This window comes from Kitasatospora sp. NPDC048407 (assembly GCF_043200475.1).
GTDB lineage: Bacteria > Actinomycetota > Actinomycetes > Streptomycetales > Streptomycetaceae > Kitasatospora.
The window spans coordinates 342,411-362,417 of the sequence record NZ_JBICXW010000003.1; the positions used below are offsets into that span (position 1 = coordinate 342,411).

Genomic DNA, 20,007 nt, shown 5'->3' on the forward strand with positions numbered 1-20,007 from the left:
ACTTCCCAGTCGAGCGGCGCCTGTTGAGTTCTTCGGACGCCAACTCCGCGCCTCTCAGCGCTCGGTGACCACCAGCGCCACCACGTCCTCGCCGCCGATCCGGTACGCCTCGGCCAACTCGCCGCCGACCGCGTCCCGTTCGGCGGCGAGCCGGGACGAGCCGACGTACACCACCCGCACCCCGAGGTACTCCATCCGGTGCTGCCCGGCCCGCACCCAGGCCGCGTCGCCCTCGCTGACGCAGCGCACCTCGGAGTCCATCTCGACCGCCACCGCCGCCTCCGGCCAGAACAGGTCCGGCACCGCGATGTACGTGCCGCCGCGCATCCGCAGCTCCGGGCCGGACAGCGGCAGCGGCAGGCCCTGCTCGGCGGCCAGCTCCCTCAGCGACGCCAGCGCCGACTCCCGCTGCGCGGCCAGCAGTTCGTCCACCGCCGCACGCACCCGCGGCTCCGCCAGCATGCCCGCCTCGGTCAGCTCCGTCAGCAGCTCGGCCGCGCTTTGGCCGCCCTCGCGCGCCAGCGCCTCGCGCAGCACCGCCCGCAGCACCCCAGGGGCGACCAGACCGGACTCGAACGCGCCCTGCTCGGACCACTCGCGGATCGCGTCCGCCACCGCCCGGGCGACCGGCGCGCAGACCAGCCCGTGCACCTCGCGGGCCACCAACTCCCGTTCGGTGCGCCGGATCCGGACCTGCCCGGCGTCCCGCAGCCGGCGCTGCCGGGGCACCAGCACGTCCACCCCGAACACCGCGGGCAGCCGCGGCATCGACACGAACCCGTACAGCGCCAGCGCCGCCGCCCCGGTGATCACCGCGCGCTCCCGGCCGCCCTCGGCCCGGCCGTTCTGGGCGGCGTACAGCAACGCCGCCCAGATCCGTTGTTCCGGGGTCGGCGGACCCTCCTGGAGCAGATACACCCGCGGCAGCAGGCGCTGCCACGGACCGCCCTGCCGGCAGTGTTCGCTCACCAGGCGGGCCGGCACGCCGCGGGCGCGCAACTGGCTGGCCGTCACCACATTCTGCTGGCGCCGGGCGAGCTCTTCGAGAGAGGTGGGCTGCTGCGGAATCCGGTAGCTCATGCCGACAACACTCCCCCTCGCCTCCGACAGTCGACTCCATACCTGACGGTCTGTTACCCAACCGTCGTCAAACCGGGACTGCTCTGCACTAAAGTCCCCATACCCTCACCCATTCGGCGGATCGGACGTTCGAACCGTTGTCGGATCAGATCGGACTTGACGCCTACAATCCGATTTTCGGGGGATCCACACATCATTGCGATCCGGTCGGACCCGGCCGCCCACCTGCGCAATCTGACCGACCGTGACCGATCCCACACGCAGCGGCACGCCCCGCGGCGTCGGCGGGCGTTCCGAATTGCCTACCATCAGGCACATGTCCCGCGACGAGTCATCCGCCCAGCGCGCCGCCAGACTGCGCCTCGGCCGCCTGCCCGGCTACGTCCGCCAACCCGATCCCGCCCGGCGCGGCGGAGAGGACGGACGTGCGTACAAGAAGGGCTGGGAAGTACGTTTCACGGCGCGCAGCGAAGAGGAGATAACCGAGATCCGCGAGCTGGTCACGGCCGCCGGGTTCGCCCCCGCACGGCCGTTCTTCAAAGGCCACCAGCTGATTCAGCCGGTGTACGGAATCGCCGCCGTACAGGCCTACCTGGCCGCCCGCGAGGCCGCCGAGGAAACCGGCCGGATCCGCCGCACCGCCGGCATCCCCGAGCAGTCGCGCCGCGAGCCCGACAGCGTGGCCGCCGCCGCGCGGGCCGCCGAAGCGGCTGCCGCCGAGGCCGCGAACGCGGCTGCGGCGCAGGCCGACGCACAGGCAGCCCCGCAGGCCGGTGGGCCGGTCGAGGGCGTCAGGGCCGCTGTGCCGCCCGTTCGGGAGGCGGGTGGCCCCGAGGGCCACTGACCGCCCCGTACGGTCGCCAGGGAGCCCTTCTGGGCTCCCTGGGGCGGTTTTTGACGGATCGTCAGGCCGTCGGATCGGCGATCATCGCCGATTCGGCGGTCCGGCGTGCCGGTCCGCACCCGCGGTGGTTCAGACCTCCGCCGGAGCGTGGTCGATGTACACGGTGGCCGCCAGCAGTCGGGGGACGGCGCGGATCAGCGCCCGCTCGGCGGCCACCGCCACCCGGTGACCGGCCACCACCGTCAGCGTGCGGTCCACCACCACGTCCGCCTCGGCGCGCAGCGCGTGCCCGATCCAGCGCATCCGCACCGCGCCCACCGCGCGCACCCCGTCCACGGCGGCGAGTTCCCGTTCCGCCACGTCCACCAGAGCCGGGTCGACGGCGTCCATCAACCGTCGGCCCACCTCGCGCACCGTGCCGCGCAGCACCAGCAGGATCGCCACCGTGATCAGCAGCCCCACCACCGGATCGGCGAGCCGCCAGCCCAGCGCGCTGCCGGCCGCGCCCAGCAGCACCGCCAGCGAGGTCAGCCCGTCCGTGCGGGCGTGCAGGCCGTCCGCGACCAGCGCCGCCGAACCGATCCGCCGGCCGGTGGCGATCCGGTAGCGGGCCACCCACTCGTTGCCGACACACCCCGCGACGGCCGCCACCGCCACCGCCCACAGGTGCCCCACCGGCTGCGGGTGCAGCAACCGGTCCACCGCCGTCCAGCCCGCCACCAGCGAGGACGCCGCCACCGCCAGCACCACCGCGACGCCCGCCAGATCCTCCGCCCGCCCGTACCCGTACGTGTAACTGCGGTTCGCCGCCCGCCGGCCGAGCAGGAACGCCACGCCCAGCGGGACGGCGGTCAGCGCGTCGGCGGCGTTGTGCACGGTGTCGCCGAGCAGCGCCACCGAACCCGACAGCACCGCGATCACCGCCTGCGCGGCGGCGGTCAGGCCGAGCACCGCCAGCGAGACCCACAGCGTGCGCAGGCCCTCGGCCGAGGACTCCAGCGCCGCGTCCACCCGGTCGGCGGCGTCGTGCGAGTGCGGGCGCAGCAGGTGGGCCAGGCGGTGCCCGAGACCGGTCGGGTGTCCGTGCTGGTGCCCGTGTCGGCGCTCGTCTTCGTGCCCGCCTTCGCGCCCGTCTTCGCGCCCGTGACGGTCCAGGTGCGCGTGCGTGGGTCGGTGTGCGTGTTCGTGGTGGTGCTGCCGGTTCGATGTGTGATGGTGGTCATGCCCGTGGTCCGGGTTTCGCCCGTGAAGGTGAGCCCCGTTGCCGTGTCCGCGTTCACCCATGAGGCCTACAGTGGCACACCAACTGCCTTGCAGCCACTGCCGATCTACCACCTCTGACCAGGTGCGACGCACTCGCAGCTGCGTCCGCCGAGCAACCGTCGCCGACGGCTCGTCACGCAACACTCCGCAGCGGATCCACGCCCGGGCATCTCAGCAGACTTGTCACCCACAGCACCCGCCCGAGGGCCTAGAGTGAGCGTTGACGCTCCCCGTCCGGACCCAGATCGAGAGGCAGCTGATGTGACCAATCGTCATGTCCCGGCCGCAGGCTCGGCATTCGCTGATCGGTCCACCGAACTTCCGCAGGTATCCGTCGAGTTCGCGGCCTTCTGCGAGCTGCACGAACCGCGGTACCGGAGCTACGCCCGGGTCTGGTTCCAGGAACCCGCCGCCGCCCACCGGGTGGTCCGGCTCGCGCTGCGCGAACTGGCCGAAGTCTGGCCCGCGGTACTCGGAAGCTCCAACCCGGCCGCCGCGGCCTGGCAGATCCTGCGCGACACCGTCACCGAGCAGCACGCGCTGGCCGGTGCCGAACGGCCGCGCCCGGACGTCGACGCCGAGGAGGACCTGGCGATCCTGCACTACGTGGTCGGCCTGGCCACGCCCGAGATCGCCGACGTGGTAGGTGTCGACACCGCCAGCATCACCAGCCAGCTCCGGCAGACCCACCGGCGACGCACCACCGACTGGTGACCGGCCTCCGACACGGGCCGACGGCAGGCGCACAACGAGTGCCGCACGCCCCCGGATTGTCCCGGCCGCCGGGACACGCTTCCGCACGCGGTCTCCCGCGTCGTCCACGCCGGTCGCACGCGCACCTTCCGTGAGCGAGATCACCGCCGACGCCGCTACCGATCCACCCTCCTGCGGCGAAGGATGACGTCCTGTCACCCTTCGCCAGAGGAGTTCCCGAATGCCCATCGCCCATGCCGTGGCCATGTTCCGGCACCAGGCCGACGCCTGCGCGGAACTCGGCTCCCCACTGTCCGCCGCCCTGCTCCGCCGGGCCGCCGAAGACCTCGCCGAGGCCGGCCCGTGCGCCGAGGCGATCGCCGGCCACGAGGACGCACCTGGCCCGTCGGCCGTCGCGCTGCGCCTGCTCGGCGCCGTCCACGCCCTGGTGATCTCCGGCCGGGCGCCCGCTCTCGCCGCCCACTACCCGAGCGCCGGCGGCACCTTCGACCCCGCCCACCCCGACGCCCCCTGGCCCGCGTTCCGCACCACCGTCGCCGAGAACCTGCCGTGGATCCGCGAGTGGCTCACCCGCCCGCCGCAGACCAACGAGGTCGGCCGCGCCAACCTGCTGCTCACCGGCCTCGCCTGGGCCCAGCAGCAACTCGCCGCAACCGCGCCGCTGCCGGTGCGGCTGCACGAACTCGGCTCCAGCGCGGGCCTCAACCTCCTTGCCGAACAGTTCCGTTGCGTCTCCCCCGGCTTCGCGTACGGCCCAGCGGACTCCCCCGTGGTACTCGCCGACGCCTGGCAGGGCGAGCCGCCCACCTGGCTGCGGGACGCCCCGCTCCAGCAGGTGGTGGAACGGCACGGCTGCGACCCGACCCCGATCGACCCGCGCTCCGCGGACGGCGCACTCGCCCTCCGCGCCTACCTGTGGGCCGACCAACTCCCGCGCCTGGAACGGCTGAACGGCGCACTCGCCCTCGCCGAGAAGCTCCCCGCCCCCGTCGAACCGATCGGCGCGGCCGAGTTCCTCCGCGACGTCCAGGTCGCCGACGGGACCCTCACCGTGGTCTGGCACTCGATCATGCGCCAGTACGTCCCCGCCGAGGAATGGCGTTCCGTGGAAACCGAGTTGGACCGCCTTGCAGCCGCGTCGGGCCCGTCCGCGCCGTTCGTCCACATCGCCCTGGAACCCCGCCGGGTCGGCACCGGGCACCGCTTCCTGCTCACCACCCGCCTCGGCACCGGCCCCACCACGGTCCTCGCCGAAGCGATGCCGCACGGCCTACCCGCATGGACCCTCGCGGACGGCGACCCCGCGCTCTCCGCCCTCTGATCAACTCCCCACGTGCATCACACCGGTGACGTCGTAGCGGTGGTGCACCGGATCGTGGATCAGATAGCGGGCGAACGACTCCACGGTGAACCGGGCACCATCGCTGCGCAGCCCCGTGCGCGCGCGGGCGGCGTCCGGCACCGTCTCGAACGAGCGGGCCAACTGCTCGGCGCCGTCCGCGAGTTCCTCGGAAACCACGGCCGCCTCCTGCTCGCCGTAACGCTCCTCGACGGCAGTCGCGTCATGGTCCCAGTTGGCGAACAGCGGGTCGTCCTCGGCCAGCATCAACTTCAACCGCACATCGAACAGCCGGAACACGTCCCGCACATGGCACGCGTACTCCAACACCGACCACACCTCCGCCCGCGGCCGCTCCCGCAGCACCGCCGGATCACCCGCCAGCAACTCCGTCCAAGCCGCCGCATTCGCCCGAATCATGCCCGGGACCTGCTCAAACCCCACGGCCGACGTGTCCAGTCCGCACTCCGCGCAGGGGCGCTCGAGCACCCAGGTCCAGTCCTTGGTGTCAGGGATCATCATGCGCCCAGCATCACCCGCCCCCACCCCACCCCACCAGGCCCACCACCGCCACCGACCATCGAGATCCCGCCACCCCCACCGCGCCTCGCCAAGCGCAGCAGCGCCCCTCCCCCGGTCTCGCTCACCTCCACCACCAGAGCCCGCCCCGCGGCACCACATGAACGTGCACATGCGCACACCCCGCCACCGAACGCAGAACGGCTCCCCCACGAACGCCCTCACCGTTCGCCGAAGAGCCGCCACTGACGAGCCCACTCAGCGCTGGTACGGATTCCCCCCTGCCGACGGCTGCTGCGGCGGGTACGGCACATGCTGCTGCGCGTACGGCAGCTGCGGCGGGTAGCCCGGACCAGGCTGCGGCTGACCATAACCACCAGGCTGCTGCGGCGGGTAGCCATAGCCCGGCCCCCCACCAGGACCACCCGGCCCGGCCGGCCCGCCGGGCCCGCCACCGTTGCCACCCTTGGAACGACGGACCAGCAGCACAATCACCACAATGACGATCAGACCGAGAACACCGCCACCGACCGCGATCAGCATCCCGTTGCTGCTCTTGGAGTCACTGCTCGCCTGCGGCGAGGTCGCACTGCCCCCAGTTGGAGGGGCCTGCGCCGGAGCCGACGCACCAGGCTCGGGAGATGTCGCGGTGGTGTTCTTCGGCTGGTCGCTGCACGTCGCACGCTTGAGCAGCGGATTCTCCTTCGGCCCGTTATCCACCTGAGGGTTGGCCGCCAGCGAACCGCCGGGAGACGCAATACCGTAGCCGTACTGCTCGTTAGGGAACGATCCCTTGCCTTCCGGCTTCGCCGCACTCTTGATCATCCGGTTGATGACCTGCCCCGCCGAAAGGTTCGGGTACTTCGATCGCACTAGGGCCGCAATGCCGGAAACGTAGGCCGCCGACTCGGAGGTGCCATCAGCCGCGGTATAACCCTTTTTCTGATTCGCGTGGTAAACGTTCACCGCAGGTGCCGCCACTGTCACCTGCGGGCCAGTGGTCGATTTCTCCCACAGGTCACCGCTCTCCGCGACTCCAGAGACTGCCACTACTCCCGGGAAGCAAGCGGGGTTCGCAATCGGAACACCAGCAGTGTTTCCAGTGGCGGCGACGAGAACTACATCCTTCTGGATGGCGTAGTTGATCGCTTCTTTGTACCCGTCCTCAGTGGACCTACCGCCACCGAAAGACATGTTGATGACCTTGGCGTTGTTGTCAACGGCGTAATGAATGGCCTTGGAAAAGTCCGTTCCGGCGATATTTACATCGGTCTTGATCGGGAGGATCTTCGCCTTGGGGGCAATGCCCATCACGCCTTGGTTGCCACCGTGCCCGTGACCGGCAATGTTGCTGGCCATGCCGGTGCCGTGGCCCTCGCTGTCGTTCCGGGCATCCGTACCGGCACTGGTGAGATCAAGACCAGGAAGAACTTGCCCGGTCAGGTCCGGGTGATCCGCGTCAACCCCACTGTCAATGACCGCAACGATCACCCCCTCGCCTTGGCTGATCGGCCAAACCTTTTCGGCCGCACGGTAGTTCTTCAACGCCCACTGACCGTCGCGAATGGTGTCCGCGACGGCAGGCTCAACACTGGCCCCCAACAGCACGGCCACCACTACTGCCGCGACCGACCACGGCCGAGCCCCACGTCCCCCTGCCACTTTCATCCCCCTTGGCAACGACCCCAAATGCGTCGCCCTCAATCAACGGAACGGTCCCCCGACATCGGCTCACCGATATCGAGGGACCGTCATTCAACTGCTACATCAGCGCTGGTAGGGGTTCCCCCCGGCCGGCGGCTGCTGCGGCGGATACGGCGTCTGCTGCTGCGGATACGGCGCTTGCGGCGGGTAGCCCTGCCCAGGCTGCTGCCCATAGCCCTGCCCAGGCTGCTGCGGCGGATAACCATAGCCCGGCCCCCCACCAGGACCGCCCGGCCCGGCCGGACCACCGGGCCCGCCACCGTTGCCGTTCTTGGAGCGACGGACCAGCAACACGATCACCACAATGACGATCAGCCCGACAACACCGCCGCCGACCGCAATCAGCATCCCGTTGCTGCTCTTGGAGCCACTGCTCGCCTGCGGCGAGTTCGAATCCCCCCCGGACGCAGGCGGCTTCCCGGGATCCGTGGCACCGGTGCTCGGGGCCTTCGAGGAGCCCGACGTGCTGCCGCCCGCGCCCGGGCGATTGAGCAGCGGATTCTCCTTCGGCCCGTTGTCGACTGCGGGGTTGGCGGCCAGCGAACCGGACGGAGAGACGATTCCATAGCCGTACTGCTTGTTCGGGAACGGGCCCTTCCCCTTCGGCTCGAATGCACTCTTGGTCATCCGGTTGATGACCTGACCTGCCGACAGGTTCGGATATTTCGACCGTACGAGCGCCGCCGTCGCAGACACAAATGCTGCGGCATCGGACGTGCCAGTGCCCGTGCTGTAACCCTGCTTCTCATTTACGCGGTAGATGTTGTCGCCTGGCGCCGCAAGCGTCACCTGTGATCCCGTGGTCGACTTCGGCCACAGGTCACCGCTCTCCCCAACCCCCGTAACCACGACCACTCCGGGGAAGGCTGCCGGGTAGGCGATCTCCAGGCTGGGGTCGTTTCCAGAGCCTGCAACGAGAACGACATCCCGCTGGATCGCGTAATTGATCGCGTCCTGGTACCCCTCGTCGGATTTACCTCCCCCGACGAAGGACATGTTGATGACCTTCGCGTCGTGGTCGACTGCGTAGCGAATTGCCTGGCCGAGCTCCGCATTGCTGCCGCCAGCCTCAATGGTCGTGCCCGTGGTCATGTGGATCTTCACGGGAAGGATCTTGGCTTTGGGGGCAAGTCCCATGACTCCCGCGTTGTCACCGTGGCCGCGCCCGGCAATGACGCTGGCCATACCGGTTCCATGGCCCGTGGTGTCAGTTCGCCCATCACCGCCAGGCTTTGTGAAGTCAGTGCCGGGGAGAACCTGGCCAGCCAGGTCGGGGTGGTCTGCAACACCACTGTCGATGACCGCAACAACGACCCCCTCGCCCTGACTGACCGGCCAGACCTTCTCGGCCGCGCTGAAGTTTTTCAGCGCCCACTGCCCGTCGCGAATGGTGTCCGCAGCGGCAGGCCCGGCGCCGACACCCCACAACAGGCTTCCCGCAGCAAGCGCGGCCAGGCCGCGCACGGATCGGCTGGTCGTCAAGCCCCGTCACCCCACTCGTTGAAGCGGCCGCCCCACAGACCATCTGATCTGCGGGACGGCCGTTGTGTTCGACTGTTCTACTGACCGAACGTCATTCCACCACGTTCGGGTTGGCCTGCTGGCCGGATGCCCAGGTTTCCTCGTCCTCGACGAGGTAGTCCGGGCGGTCCTTGCCGCGCTTCTTGTCCTTCTTGCCGGCCTGGCCGTGACCGCCCGCGCCGCCGCCGTGCCCTGCACCTGTCTGGCCCGGACCACCGGCCTGGCCGCCGGCGCCGCCCTGGCCGAATCGGTTGCGGCCGATACCGGAGCCGCCTTCGGTGAAGGCACGTCCACCAGCGGTGGCGTGAGTCGACTCGCCGATCGCGCCGCCGGCCTTGCCGGTCAGGTTCCCGCCGGAACGCGCTCCGATGCCACTGCCACCGGCGCCGCCGCCAGCGCCCAGACCGCCGCCGGCGCGTCCCCCAAAGCCACTTCCGCCAGCACCGGCGCCACCCGGGCCACCGCTGCCACCCAATCCGCTGGAACCAAAGGTGCCGGCCTTGGAAACGCTGTTGCCGCTAAACCCGGCACGGCTACCGCCGATGCCGGATCCACCGCCGAGCAGCCCTCCCTCGCCACGGCCGATCAGACCGCCGCCAACACCGCCAGCCGGCCCGAGCCCGCTGCCACCGGACGGGCCGTGCACCCCACTGGTTCCGCCGGTGCCGCCGATCGTCCCGGCGCCCCCGCGCACACCGCCGTTTCCGCCTTGGATTCCGTCAATGTTCGTACCCGGGCCCTTCGGCTGCGGTACGGGGTTGGCTGTTCCACCGGAAATGCCTGCGTCGGTCGGACGAACTACAGCGGGCTGAAGCTTCGGGGCCTGCGGCGTAGGGCTGGCCATCGAGCGCTGACCCGAGGTGCGAGACCCCGACGAGCCCCCGGCCCCGGCACCATTCGGTCCGGAAAGGCCGGCACCAACACCCATGATCAGCGCCCCAAGAGCGGAGGCACCACCGTTGTCTGGTGGCTGCAACTCCTTGCTGTCGTCAATGCCCTTCGGCTTCGGCGGCTTCAGGTAGCTGGTAGTGGCTCGATAGCTGGCCGCTAGCGTCTGCATCACCGTGACCGCCTCCTGCTTCCGCGTGTCCGCGATGGCAGTGCGAGTGTCTTCGTTGTCGATGCCGACGGTCTGTTGGGCGCTGTCGCCGATCGCATCGCCCACCTTGTCCCAGAAGCCGGGCTCCTCGGGCATGTCGCTCTTGGCTTTATCGATGGCCGCGGACATCATCTCCAGCGCGCTGGCAGCATCGTTCGAGTAAGCCGCGATGGTATTGACGTCGTTGGCCAACGTGGTCATGTGCGAGTAGAAGGCGTTGCTCGTGTCGCCCTGCCAGGAGTCGCTCGTATCGGCCGCCGCGGTGTTCAGCGCCGTACGGATCTGCTTCAGGGTGTCGGTGGCGCGACGCCAAGGGTCAGCAGCAGCCATGACCGCACCTGAGTCCATCGACTGGACCATGCTGCGCATCTGGCCGTGGCTGTAGGAGTAGAAGTTGGTCATGTCGGTCACGATTGGCTCCCCTCATGCCGAACAGTGCCTCGGTCGTCACCCGGTTCCGCTGTCTTCCGAATGATCACCACCGCGGCCTCGGCTCCCCGCTGCCGGCCGGAGAGACGTTTCCGACCGGCGGCACGGCCTGGGGTGCCGCCGAGGTGGTGCGCTGAGTCGAGGTCACGGAGCTGGGGGCCACGGTGGACCAGCCGTCACTTGCCAGCTTCAGGTGCTTGCTGGTGTCGTGCTCGTTTTCCTCGTAGTTGGTCGCGGTCCGGTCGGCGTTCTGCTGCGCCTCATCGATCGCCTGCTGAATCTGGTCGAGCACCATCTTCAACGAGTCTCGCATCTCGCCGTACTTGGCATGCAACGCCTCGGCCTCCGGAAAGGTTCCGAACGCCGCCGGCCCCAGCCCGGTCTGGCCGTGGACCTTCGCGCCGCCCGCGCCGTCTTCGAACTCCTTGAGCAGTCCTCGGACTTGCGCCGCGAACGCACGCAGGCTGTCGACCTCTACCTGGAAGCCCTTGCCGCCTGTGCTCATCTACTCGTACCTCCCCCGTACCTGCTGCCCGTCGGACTGCCCGCTTGCCGCCTGGGGCCTGATGGATAGTTGGCTCCAATCCATATGTCTAACACATGGAACGGCCCGTCAAAACGCCCCCTGCTGAGGGGAGGTGGAGTCAGGGGGTGGAGGCGGTGGCTGCGAGGGCCTGACGGCAGAGGGAGTCGGCGCGGCGGGTGGTTTCGGGGAGGCGGTAGGACGGGGTGAGCGCGAGGGTGACGGCGGTGGCTTCGGGTAGACCGATGCGGTGGCCGACGGAGAGGAAGACGGGTTTGACGCCCTGCCGGGTGCGGACGGCGCGGCCGACCGTCTCGGGGCCGTCGAGGAGCGGGGACCAGTCGCCGCGGTGCTCGCCGGGTGGTTCGTGGGTGAAGGTGAAGGGGGTCTTGGCGATTCCGAGGGTGGGCAGGCCGGTGTGGACGCCGAGGTGGCTGGCGAGGCCGAGGCGGCGGGGGTGGGCGAGGCCGTAGCCGTCGCAGACGACCAGGTCGGGGGTGTGGGTGAGCCGGGAGAGGGCGTCGAGGACGGCGGGGAGTTCGCGGAAGGCGAGCAGTCCGGGCAGGTAGGGGAAGGCCACCCGGCCGACTGCGGTGGCCTGTTCGACGACGTCGAGGGTCGCGTAGTCGAGCAGGACGGCCGCGGCGGCGACCACGTCGCGTTCGTCGTCGTAGGCGACGTCGACGCCGGCGATCAGGGTGCCGGGGCGGCGCGGGGGTTCGGGGCCCTCGGGGACGACCAGGGGGCGCAGGCGTTCCTGTTCGGCGCGGGCGGCTTCCGCAGTGGTGGGCCAGTCGGTCGGGACGGTCACGGCGACTCCGGGCGGGTCGGAAACGGGTGGCGCGGGGCGGCCACCCACCCCGGCGTTGTCCGTGCGCACGCTATCGCCCGCCGCCGAGGGGCGGGCAACGACGGTCCGGGCCGGCAGACGTGAGCCTGTGCGCCCCCTGTGCCCCCGGTCTGCTCAACTCCCAAGGGTTAGCCTGGACTTACCGATCCCGGCCGAACCAGTTCGGACCACCAAGGGTCTCGACCTCGGCTTCCCCGTCCGCGCGAAGGGTCGACCACCATGACGCGCCTCCCCGCCCCGCAACCCGGCACCGTTCGCGCCCCCGCGCGAACCGCCCTCCGCCCCGCCCCGGCCCAGGTGAGCCGAGGCGCCCTGATCGCGACGGCCACCACCGTGGCCCTGCTGGCCGTGTCCGGTGAGACGGGGGTGTGGCGGGTCGCGGTGCTGGTGGCGTTCGCGATCGCGCTCGGCACGCTGTCCGCCGTCCTGCTCACCCCTCGTCCACACCTACCGGCCGCCCTGAAGCCGGCCGCCCCGAAGCCGGTCGCCCGCCCGGAACCCGCACGCCACCCCGAATACGCCAACCAGTCCCGGTAGCCGCACCACCAACAGACGGCCCGAACGCCACGACTCCCGGGCCCGCGGCAGGTCGATGGCTGCCACGGGCCCGGGGCCCAACCGAATCGAACGACCGTCAGGACGGCCGTCAGGCGGTGGAGACCACCACGGTCTTGGCGGCCTTGTCGTGGATGCACTGCCGGTAGGGCTTGTCGAAGACGCCGAACAGGCCGTCGACGGGCCACCAGAGGCCGCCGCAGCAGATCAGCGCGGGGGCGACGAAGGTGGCGGCGCGGGTCCAGGCGGCGCTGGAGGACGGGGACGAGCCGTCGGCAAGCATCGCGACGCGGACCTTCATCAGCTTCTTGCCGAGGGTCTGGCCGTCCCGGCTGAGCATCAGGCCCTGGTAGACCAGGAAGAGCCCGTAGCCGAGCCAGGCCGAGCCGACCCAACCGTCCTGCCGGGCGAAGCTGACGAACGGCAGCAGCACCAGGACGGCGATGCCCTCCACCAGGACCCAGTCGACCACTGTGGCGAGGATCCGCGCACCCCAGCTGCCGAGCGGGGGCATCCCGGGGACGGGGCCGGGGCCGGGCGTGCCGTAGGGCGAGCCGTACGGGCCGCCGGGGGGCGGGGTCTGGCCGGGCGGGGGGCCGTCGCCGGGCGGCTGGTTGTTGTAGGGGGAGCCCGATCCGGGCGGCGCACCGTACTGGCCCCCGTAGCCGGGCGGCGTGTCGTAGGGGCTGTCCGCCGACGGCGGCTGCTTGTCGAAGGAAGGCTTGCCGCCCTCCTCCTCCGGCTCGGTCCCAGAGGGGTCGTTGGCGCTCATGCCCCGAGTAGAACACCGCAATTACTGCGCTGTTGGGACATTTTCGACGTTTCTGTCCGTTTTGGCGGCATGCGACGGCACCGCCTCCCACCATGGCGGCGCGTCGGCTCTCAGCGCCGTCCCACCCGCACCACCCGGGTCCGGGCCGCCCGGTCGTGCCAGCCGCGTCGGGCAGGACGGTCCAGCAGCGGCGTGAACAGGCCCAGCAGCAGGACGGTGCCGAGCCCGCCCACCAACCAGCGCAGCAGCGAACGCCCGAAGCCGGGCGGGCGGGTGCTTCCCGCGGCGACCACCCGGATCCGGGCCAGCCGCTTGCCGAAGGTCTGGCCGGTCCGGGCGACCGGCAGCACCTGGTACAGCAGCGCGAACAGCACCAGCACCCCGAGCACCACGGCCAGCCGGCCCAGTACCACCTGGTCCAGCAGCCACACCTGGTGCTGACGCCCGGTCAGCCGGGCGGCCAGCTGTGCCTGCTCGATCTTCTTCCGGACGTGCTCCGAGACCGTCGCCGCCATCGGCACCGCGACGGCCGCCCCGACCACCAGCGTCACCGCCCCGTCCACCAGCCACCCGAACGCCCGCGCCGCCAGCCCGGCCGGGACGGGCGCCGGAACGGCCGGCCGCCGCCCCTCGCCACGCGCGCCGGCGGCACCGACACCGCCGCGCACCCGTGCGGCAGGGCGTTCCTCCACGTGGGCAGCCCGCGGCGGGCGCACCCGCTCACTGGTGACGTGCGCCACCCGCGGCTCCCGCGCGGCCCGCTCCACCGGCGACGACTGTGACGGCGACGGCGACGACGGCCCGCCGGCCGGCACCTCGCCGGGTGCCCCGTCGACGCCCCAGGACACCCGCCGCGGCGCCTCCCCGGTGTCCATCAGGCCCCGCTGCGCCCGCGGGTCCGCCCGCCAACCCGAACCGGCAGCCGACTCGGCGGCCCGCACCTCCTCCACCGAAGCCGAAGCCGGAGCCGACACCGAAGCCGAGGACGCACTCGCCCCGCGCAACGGCTCGGGCGCCGATCGCTCGGCGGCCACCCGCTCGTACGCCGGTCGCGGTTCGTACAGCGACGCCGGCCCGGCCGACATCCCCACCGAGCCGTCACCGCCCGGCCCTCCCCCGGCAACGGCACCGCCGCCGCCCCCGCCCCCGCCGCCGTGCCAGGGCGTCCCACCGAGCGGCTGGGCGGGCCGCGGCGCGGCCTCCTCCGCGACCACCGGCTCCGGCACCCGAACCTCGGGCTCGACCGCGATCTCGGCCTCCGCCCCCGCAGCGAACCCCTCCCGGACCTGACGCACCGGAGCACCCACCGGCGCCCGCCCGCGCTCCTGCGCCTCCCGGCCCGTCCCGCCGCGCCGGGGTGCCACGACCGCCGCCTCCGGGACGGACACCGGGCCCAGCCGCAGTGCGGCGGCGGTGGCCCAGGATTCGGCGGCGGCGGGCTGGAGCCCGTTGCCGGTGACGGCCCAGGGCGCGGGTCCGACCCGGTCGAGGCCCCGCACCTCGGCGGCGGCGGGCGCGGCCTCGACCGGGTCGGGGTGGGCGGGCATATTGAAGGCCGTGTGGGCGCCGGTCTCGTCGAGGTAGATGGGGCCGGTCTCGATCAGCGGGCCGGCGGGTACGGCGGGGACGAGGCCGGGCGGGACGCTGTAGGGCGGCGGGCCGATGTAGCGGGCGACGAAGCGCGGGGGCTGGAGCTGTTCGCCGGGGGCGGGGGCGGCCCGGCTGGTGCCGGGGACCCAGGCGTGGCCGGCCCAGTAGCGGACGAAGCCGGGTACCGAGGGGTCGGGGTAGTAGCCGGGTGTTCCGGCGTCGGCGGGCACGGTCGTGCCGAGCATGGGTGCTGCGGTGGGGGGCCGGTCCGTCATTGCCTCTTCCTTCGTACCGGCACCGCGGCGTGCAGGTGTGCGGATGTGCGCAACAGGGCCGCGGGCGGAGAGTCGCCGGGCAGTCACAAAGGGTAGCGCCTGGAGGGGTCGGGCCCGCCGGGTTCACCGGATCTCGTGGAACCGGTGGTACGGGACGGACTCGAGTGGTAGGGCGCGAGTCCGGTGCGCCGGACGCCCGTCGCCCCGTCCGGAACAACCGGGGCGGCGGGGAAAAGGTTCTGCGGAAAGTCCGCCGGAAAGTTTCTCGGAAACCCGTGTAAGAGTGCGCGGCACCGCCGCTCTTTCCCTGCCGTGGGGCCGATCGGCGGCCTCACGCGTGGAGGCGAGAGGGTGAGCGGCCGTGGCCGGACAGTCGACCGGAGTGGTGGAGCAGGAGCTGCAGTTGGAACTGGTGCTGTCGCCGGAGCGCAGCGTCGCGGTGCCGGCGCGGTTGTCGTACGGGAGCCACGACCCGTTCGCGGTGTACGTGACGTTCCACCTGGACAGCGGGACGCCGGTCACCTGGGTGTTCGCCCGTGAGCTGCTGGTGGAGGGAACGTTCCGCCCGTGCGGCCAGGGCGACGTGCGGATCTGGCCGACCCGGGCGGGGCGGCGCAGCGTGCTGTGCATGGCGCTGAGCTCGCCGGCGGGCGACGCGCTGCTGGAGGCGCCGCTGCCGACGGTGGCGGCGTGGTTGGAGCGGGCGCACCGGCTGGTGCCGCCGGGCGCCGAGCTGGAGGCGATGGACCTGGACGGCTCGCTCGCCGAGCTGCTGGCGTGACGGCCCGCGCCGGGTCCGCTTCCGGGCCGGGCGGGGTGTTCAGCGGGCGGCGGGGGCCTTCTGAGTGTCGGCGCTGCCGAGCCCGTCGGGGCCGGTGCGCGGGGCGGGGAGGCGGACCGGCGGGGCGCCGGCGGCGCGGCGGCGGGAGTGCACGCTGACGGCGGCGACGGCCAGGAAGCACAGGCCGAGCAGGGGGTAGACGGAGGCGGGTGCCTGGCTCAGGGCGGGCAGTTTCTGGTCCAGGTCGCCCTTGTGCGGGATGATCCACATCGCGAAGGAGAGGAAGCCCAGCAGGGTGAGGCCGAACACGATCCGCCAGCGGTGGCGCCGGCCGGCGCCGGGGCGGGAGCGTTCGTGGGCGGCCTCGGCGGCGAGCAGCACCAGCATCGGCACGCACCACACCCAGTGGTGGGTCCAGCTGATCGGGGAGATCAGCACGGCGGTGACCGCTGCGGCGCACACACTCCAGGCCTCGGCTCGGGGCGACCAGCGGGCGCTGCGGTGGGCCCAGACGGCGATGGCCAGGCCGCCGACGGCGACCAGGGCGGCGAGCGCGGTGGCGGGCAGCCCGGGGTTCTCGGTGTGCAGCAGCCGGGCGGCCATGCCGCTCAGTGACTGGTTGTCGACGATGACGGTCTTGCCGACCCGGGTGGAGTCGAACAGGTACTTGGTCCAGAAGCCCCAGGTGGCGTCGGGCAGGACCAGCGCGCCGATCAGGAAGGTGCCGAGGAACGCGCCGGCGGCGACCAGTGCGGCCCGGATCCGGCCGGTGATCAGCAGGTAGACGGCGAACAGGCCGGGGGTGAGCTTGATGCCGGCGGCCAGGCCGATGGCGATGCCCTTGGTGCGGGCGTGGTCGGGGCGGGTGAGGTCCCAGAGGATCAGGCAGGCCAGGGCGAGGTTGATCTGCCCGTAGCGCAGGGTGGTGAAGACGGGTTCCAGCCAGACGCCCAGTCCGGTGATCAGGATCACGCCGATCGGCCGCAGTTCGCGGCGCGGCCAGCCGACCAGTTTGAAGGACAGGTGGGCGAGGGTGGCCAGCAGTAGCAGGTTCCCGACGGTGACGGCCACCCGCAGGAACGGGACGCCGAACCAGGTGGTCGGCACGAACAGCATGGCGGCGAACGGCGGGTAGGTGGCGGGCAGGTCCCACTTGGTGACCCGCAGCGCGTACAGGTCCTGGCCGTGGGCGACGGCGGCGCCCTCGGCCCGGTAGACGAGCATGTCGACCATCGAGGTGCCGACGAGGTGCCGGACGATCGCGTAGCCGAGCAGCGAGACCAGGGCGATCGCCGTGGCGGTGCGCAGCTGCCGCCGGGGGGCGGCGCGCAGGGCGGCGGTGATGTCGGCGAGCAGGCGGGCGGGTGCGGTGAGGGCGCGCTTCCAGGCCTGAACGGGTGATTGTTCGGGTCCGCCGGAGGATGTGGCGCGCTCTGCTTGCACCGTGGTCACTGTGTTGCTCCGTCCGCCGTCGACCTGTGCTGGGCCAGCAGCCGACACTACCCGACCGTCCGGTTCATGCCACCGGTCGCGGTCACGGCGGTCCTGATCGTCCGGGCCGGGCGGTTCGCGGTCGCCCCGGGCTCCCCTCCGGGGGCCTGCCCCGCGGTCACGGGGAAGTGTGACGGCGCGAGCGCGGCCCCGGCCCGGGGCGACCCCTTGTTCAGGTGCCGCACCTGGTGATCGGTCGGCCGACGCGGACGGCGGGCGACCTGCCGCCACATGCCGTGTGGGCGGCCCGCCGATGTGTGGTGATCGGCGTGCGCCCGACCCTAGCCGGGCGGGCGGGCCGGATCGGCGCGGCCGGGGCGGCATCAGGCGCCGCTGAGGAGGTACTAGGGAGTACTTAAGGAAGAGGAGCGACACCGAGCTGTCGCCCCCGCGGTAACAGCTGCTGTGTCGGGTCATCGGTCCGTCAGTCCTTGCGGATCAGCCGGCCGGGGCGGCGCCGTTGCTGGCGCGGCAGTTCGACTTGGGTGCGGGTGTTGAGCCGCACCGCGATCTGGGCGCCGCCGAGTGCGGCGGAGCGGCCGAGGGTGACGTCGCCGCCGGTGCTCTCGGCGAGTTTGCGGACGATGTCCAGGCCGAGGCCGGTGGAGCCTTCGCCGCCGTGGCCGGCGCCGCGGCGGATCTCCGGGGCCGGGTCGGCGAAGCCCGGTCCGGCGTCGCCGACCAGGACGGTGACGCCGTCCTCGTCGGCGGTCAGGTCGACGGCGAAGGCGGTGCCGACGGCGGTGTGCCGGAACACGTTGCCGAGCAGCGCGTCGACGGCGGCGGCCAGGTCGCCGCGCTGCACGGGCACGGGTGCCGGTTCCTGGTCGCCGGCCAGCTGCCAGGGGCGGCCCTCGTCCTCGGCGAGGGCGGACCAGAAGGCGACGCGTTCGCGGATCACTTCGACGGCGTCGCAGCCGAGCACGACCGGCGGGGCGTCCACCGGGTCCCGGCGGGCGCTGCGGATGATCTGGTCGACCTCGCGTTCGAGCTGCGCGACGGCGTGCCGGGTGGCGTCGGCGGCGTCGCCGGCGCCGAGTGCGGCGGCGTTGAGCCGGAGCACGGTGAGCGGGGTGCGCAGCCGGTGCGAGAGGTCGGCGGCGAGTTCCCGTTCGGCGGCGAGCAGGTGGACGACGCGGTCGGCCATGGCGTTGAACGCGTAGGCGGCCTCCCGGAGCTCTTCGGGTGCGCCGGCCGCCTCGGGGCCGTCGACCGGGACCCGGACGGTGAGGTTGCCGGAGCCGAGCGTGCGGGCGGCGGTGGCGAGGCGGCGGGCGGAGCGGACGATCCGGGCGCCCATGCGGTCGGCGACCGCGACGGAGACCGCGACCAGGGCGAGCGCGACGCCGGAGAGCACCAGCCAGGCGGTGCCGACGCCGCGCGACAGATCGGAGTCCGGGACGAACACCTCGACCATGGCGACCCGGCCGTTGTCGACGGCGACGGGCTGAAGCAGGGCGTAGCCGCCGGGGGTGCGCAGGGTGCCGGTCCGCGCCCCGCGGCTCGGGTCCTCGGTGGAGCCGAGCTGCCCGGCGTCGACCCGGCCGCGGCCGACCACCTGGCCGCCGGGCAGGTGGACGGCGAGGCGGTCCTGGGCGCCGGCCTCGGTGGAGGCCAGGGCGCGGGCGACGGCGTCCCGGTCGGTGGTGATGGCGAGCGCGGGGCCGAGCGCGGCGGCCTGCCGCTGGGCGGCGGTGAAGGCCCGGTCGCGGGCGGTGTGCTGGACGACCAGGCCGAGCGGGATGAGGAACGCCAGCGCGACCATGACGGTGCCGGCGATGGCGGCCTTGACCATCGCCCAGCGCAGCGAGCGGAGCAGGCGCTTCATGTCGTGCACCCGACCGGTTCCGAGGGCGCTTCCAGCCGGACGCCGACGCCGCGCACGGTGTGCAGGTAGCGCGGGCTGGAGGCGGTCTCGCCGAGTTTGCGGCGCAGCCAGGACAGGTGGACGTCGATGGTCTGGTCGCCGCCGTAGGTCTGCCGCCACACCTCGGCGAGGATCTCCTTGCGCGGGACGACCACGCCGGGTCTGGCGGCGAGGAAGGCCAGCAGGTCGAATTCGCGCCGGGTGAGGTCGAGGCGTTCTCCGTCGAGCAGGGCCTCGCGGCGCTGCGGGTCGATGGCGAGGCCGCCGACCCGCAGGATTTGAGGGGCCATCAGGGAGCCGCCGCCGAGCCTGCGCAGGACGGCGGCCATCCGGGCCGTCAGGTGCTCTCCGGAGAAAGGTTTCACCAGATAGTCGTCGGCGCCGTCGTTCAGCAGCCGGACGATCTCCGCCTCCTCGTCACGGGCCGTGGAGATGATGACCGGTACGTTGGTCAGTCCGCGGATCATCTTGAGCGCCTCGCTGCCGTCCAGATCGGGCAGGCCCAGATCGAGGATCACCAGGTCGCAGCCGACCTGGGCGACTTCGCGCAACGCCTCCAGGGCGGTGCCGACGGAGCGCACGGCGTGGCCGGAGTCGGCCAGATGGCGGATCAGGGCGGAACGCACAAAGGGGTCGTCCTCGACCACAAGCACTGTTGCCATGGGGCTGCACGGTACGGCATCCCGACCAACTGGTCTGTACCTTGGGTGGCCCGAACGGGTCCGGCCGGCGCCTGACGGGTCCTCTGGAGCCGTGATCCGCAAGCTTGCTGAGGAATGACCGGGGCACTG

At 72.1% G+C, this 20,007-nt stretch carries 19 protein-coding genes; 6 read left to right on the top strand and 13 right to left on the bottom strand.

Going from position 1 to position 20,007, the window contains the following annotated elements:
* Positions 1 to 54: 54 nt before the first annotated feature.
* On the bottom strand, positions 55 to 1,080 hold the full coding sequence (locus ACGFWJ_RS09655) for a hypothetical protein (protein ID WP_392947069.1): 1,026 nt from the start codon (positions 1,078 to 1,080) through the stop codon (positions 55 to 57).
* A 316-nt stretch (positions 1,081 to 1,396) separates the two neighbouring features.
* On the opposite strand from ACGFWJ_RS09655, the gene ACGFWJ_RS09660 reads away from it, so the two are divergent.
* The gene (locus ACGFWJ_RS09660) at positions 1,397 to 1,924 is read left to right on the top strand and encodes a hypothetical protein (protein WP_387647470.1); all 528 of its coding nucleotides are present in this window, start codon (positions 1,397 to 1,399) and stop codon (positions 1,922 to 1,924) included.
* A gap of 129 nt (positions 1,925 to 2,053) precedes the next feature.
* On the opposite strand, the gene ACGFWJ_RS09665 is transcribed toward ACGFWJ_RS09660, so the two are convergent.
* Positions 2,054 to 2,935 carry a cation diffusion facilitator family transporter gene (locus tag ACGFWJ_RS09665; RefSeq protein ID WP_392947072.1) on the bottom strand — a complete coding sequence of 294 codons (882 nt, stop codon included), beginning with the start codon at positions 2,933 to 2,935 and terminating at the stop codon, positions 2,054 to 2,056.
* Between the two features lie 21 nt (positions 2,936 to 2,956).
* Here ACGFWJ_RS09665 and ACGFWJ_RS09670 point away from each other — a divergent pair, with 21 nt between their 5' ends.
* The 3 genes from ACGFWJ_RS09670 to ACGFWJ_RS09680 all read left to right on the top strand — a co-directional run bounded on the left by ACGFWJ_RS09670 (position 2,957) and on the right by ACGFWJ_RS09680 (position 5,222).
* Positions 2,957 to 3,265, top strand: a complete 309-nt coding sequence (locus ACGFWJ_RS09670; protein ID WP_392947074.1) for a hypothetical protein — start codon at positions 2,957 to 2,959, stop codon at positions 3,263 to 3,265.
* A gap of 183 nt (positions 3,266 to 3,448) precedes the next feature.
* Positions 3,449 to 3,901, top strand: a complete 453-nt coding sequence (locus ACGFWJ_RS09675) for a hypothetical protein (RefSeq protein ID WP_392947076.1) — start codon at positions 3,449 to 3,451, stop codon at positions 3,899 to 3,901.
* A 220-nt stretch (positions 3,902 to 4,121) separates the two neighbouring features.
* On the top strand, positions 4,122 to 5,222 hold the full coding sequence (locus ACGFWJ_RS09680) for a DUF2332 domain-containing protein (protein ID WP_392947079.1): 1,101 nt from the start codon (positions 4,122 to 4,124) through the stop codon (positions 5,220 to 5,222).
* Here the strand turns inward: ACGFWJ_RS09680 and ACGFWJ_RS09685 are convergent, their stop codons facing one another.
* From ACGFWJ_RS09685 to ACGFWJ_RS09710, 6 genes are all read right to left on the bottom strand, one after another.
* The gene (locus ACGFWJ_RS09685; RefSeq protein ID WP_392947081.1) at positions 5,223 to 5,762 is read right to left on the bottom strand and encodes a DinB family protein; all 540 of its coding nucleotides are present in this window, start codon (positions 5,760 to 5,762) and stop codon (positions 5,223 to 5,225) included. It lies immediately after the preceding gene.
* Positions 5,763 to 6,017: 255 nt separating this feature from the next.
* Positions 6,018 to 7,373, bottom strand: coding sequence for a S8 family serine peptidase (locus tag ACGFWJ_RS09690; RefSeq protein WP_392947084.1), 1,356 nt, complete (start codon positions 7,371 to 7,373; stop codon positions 6,018 to 6,020).
* Between the two features lie 153 nt (positions 7,374 to 7,526).
* On the bottom strand, positions 7,527 to 8,945 hold the full coding sequence (gene mycP / locus ACGFWJ_RS09695) for a type VII secretion-associated serine protease mycosin (RefSeq protein ID WP_392947087.1): 1,419 nt from the start codon (positions 8,943 to 8,945) through the stop codon (positions 7,527 to 7,529).
* Between the two features lie 91 nt (positions 8,946 to 9,036).
* On the bottom strand, positions 9,037 to 10,494 hold the full coding sequence (locus ACGFWJ_RS09700) for a WXG100 family type VII secretion target (protein ID WP_392947089.1): 1,458 nt from the start codon (positions 10,492 to 10,494) through the stop codon (positions 9,037 to 9,039).
* A 64-nt stretch (positions 10,495 to 10,558) separates the two neighbouring features.
* The gene (locus tag ACGFWJ_RS09705; protein WP_392947092.1) at positions 10,559 to 11,017 is read right to left on the bottom strand and encodes a hypothetical protein; all 459 of its coding nucleotides are present in this window, start codon (positions 11,015 to 11,017) and stop codon (positions 10,559 to 10,561) included.
* 139 nt (positions 11,018 to 11,156) lie between these two features.
* Entirely contained in the window at positions 11,157 to 11,846 is a 690-nt protein-coding gene (locus ACGFWJ_RS09710; RefSeq protein ID WP_392947094.1) for an endonuclease V, read from the bottom strand.
* A gap of 258 nt (positions 11,847 to 12,104) precedes the next feature.
* On the opposite strand from ACGFWJ_RS09710, the gene ACGFWJ_RS09715 reads away from it, so the two are divergent.
* Positions 12,105 to 12,422 (top strand): hypothetical protein, encoded by a 318-nt coding sequence (locus ACGFWJ_RS09715; protein ID WP_392947096.1) that lies wholly within the window; start codon positions 12,105 to 12,107, stop codon positions 12,420 to 12,422.
* A 109-nt stretch (positions 12,423 to 12,531) separates the two neighbouring features.
* On the opposite strand, the gene ACGFWJ_RS09720 is transcribed toward ACGFWJ_RS09715, so the two are convergent.
* Both ACGFWJ_RS09720 and ACGFWJ_RS09725 read right to left on the bottom strand, forming a co-directional pair.
* Positions 12,532 to 13,212, bottom strand: coding sequence for an RDD family protein (locus ACGFWJ_RS09720; RefSeq protein WP_392947099.1), 681 nt, complete (start codon positions 13,210 to 13,212; stop codon positions 12,532 to 12,534).
* Between the two features lie 110 nt (positions 13,213 to 13,322).
* Complete coding sequence (locus ACGFWJ_RS09725; RefSeq protein ID WP_392947102.1) at positions 13,323 to 15,077, bottom strand: RDD family protein; 1,755 nt, start codon at positions 15,075 to 15,077, stop codon at positions 13,323 to 13,325.
* A gap of 361 nt (positions 15,078 to 15,438) precedes the next feature.
* Here ACGFWJ_RS09725 and ACGFWJ_RS09730 point away from each other — a divergent pair, with 361 nt between their 5' ends.
* Positions 15,439 to 15,858 carry an SsgA family sporulation/cell division regulator gene (locus ACGFWJ_RS09730; protein WP_392947105.1) on the top strand — a complete coding sequence of 140 codons (420 nt, stop codon included), beginning with the start codon at positions 15,439 to 15,441 and terminating at the stop codon, positions 15,856 to 15,858.
* A gap of 39 nt (positions 15,859 to 15,897) precedes the next feature.
* Here the strand turns inward: ACGFWJ_RS09730 and ACGFWJ_RS09735 are convergent, their stop codons facing one another.
* From ACGFWJ_RS09735 to ACGFWJ_RS09745, 3 genes are all read right to left on the bottom strand, one after another.
* On the bottom strand, positions 15,898 to 17,310 hold the full coding sequence (locus ACGFWJ_RS09735; protein ID WP_392947108.1) for a glycosyltransferase 87 family protein: 1,413 nt from the start codon (positions 17,308 to 17,310) through the stop codon (positions 15,898 to 15,900).
* Between the two features lie 463 nt (positions 17,311 to 17,773).
* Entirely contained in the window at positions 17,774 to 19,156 is a 1,383-nt protein-coding gene (locus ACGFWJ_RS09740; RefSeq protein ID WP_392947250.1) for an ATP-binding protein, read from the bottom strand.
* A gap of 17 nt (positions 19,157 to 19,173) precedes the next feature.
* A complete protein-coding gene (locus ACGFWJ_RS09745; protein ID WP_387647500.1) occupies positions 19,174 to 19,878 on the bottom strand; it encodes a response regulator transcription factor in 705 nt (234 codons plus the stop codon).
* Positions 19,879 to 20,007 lie beyond the last annotated feature (129 nt).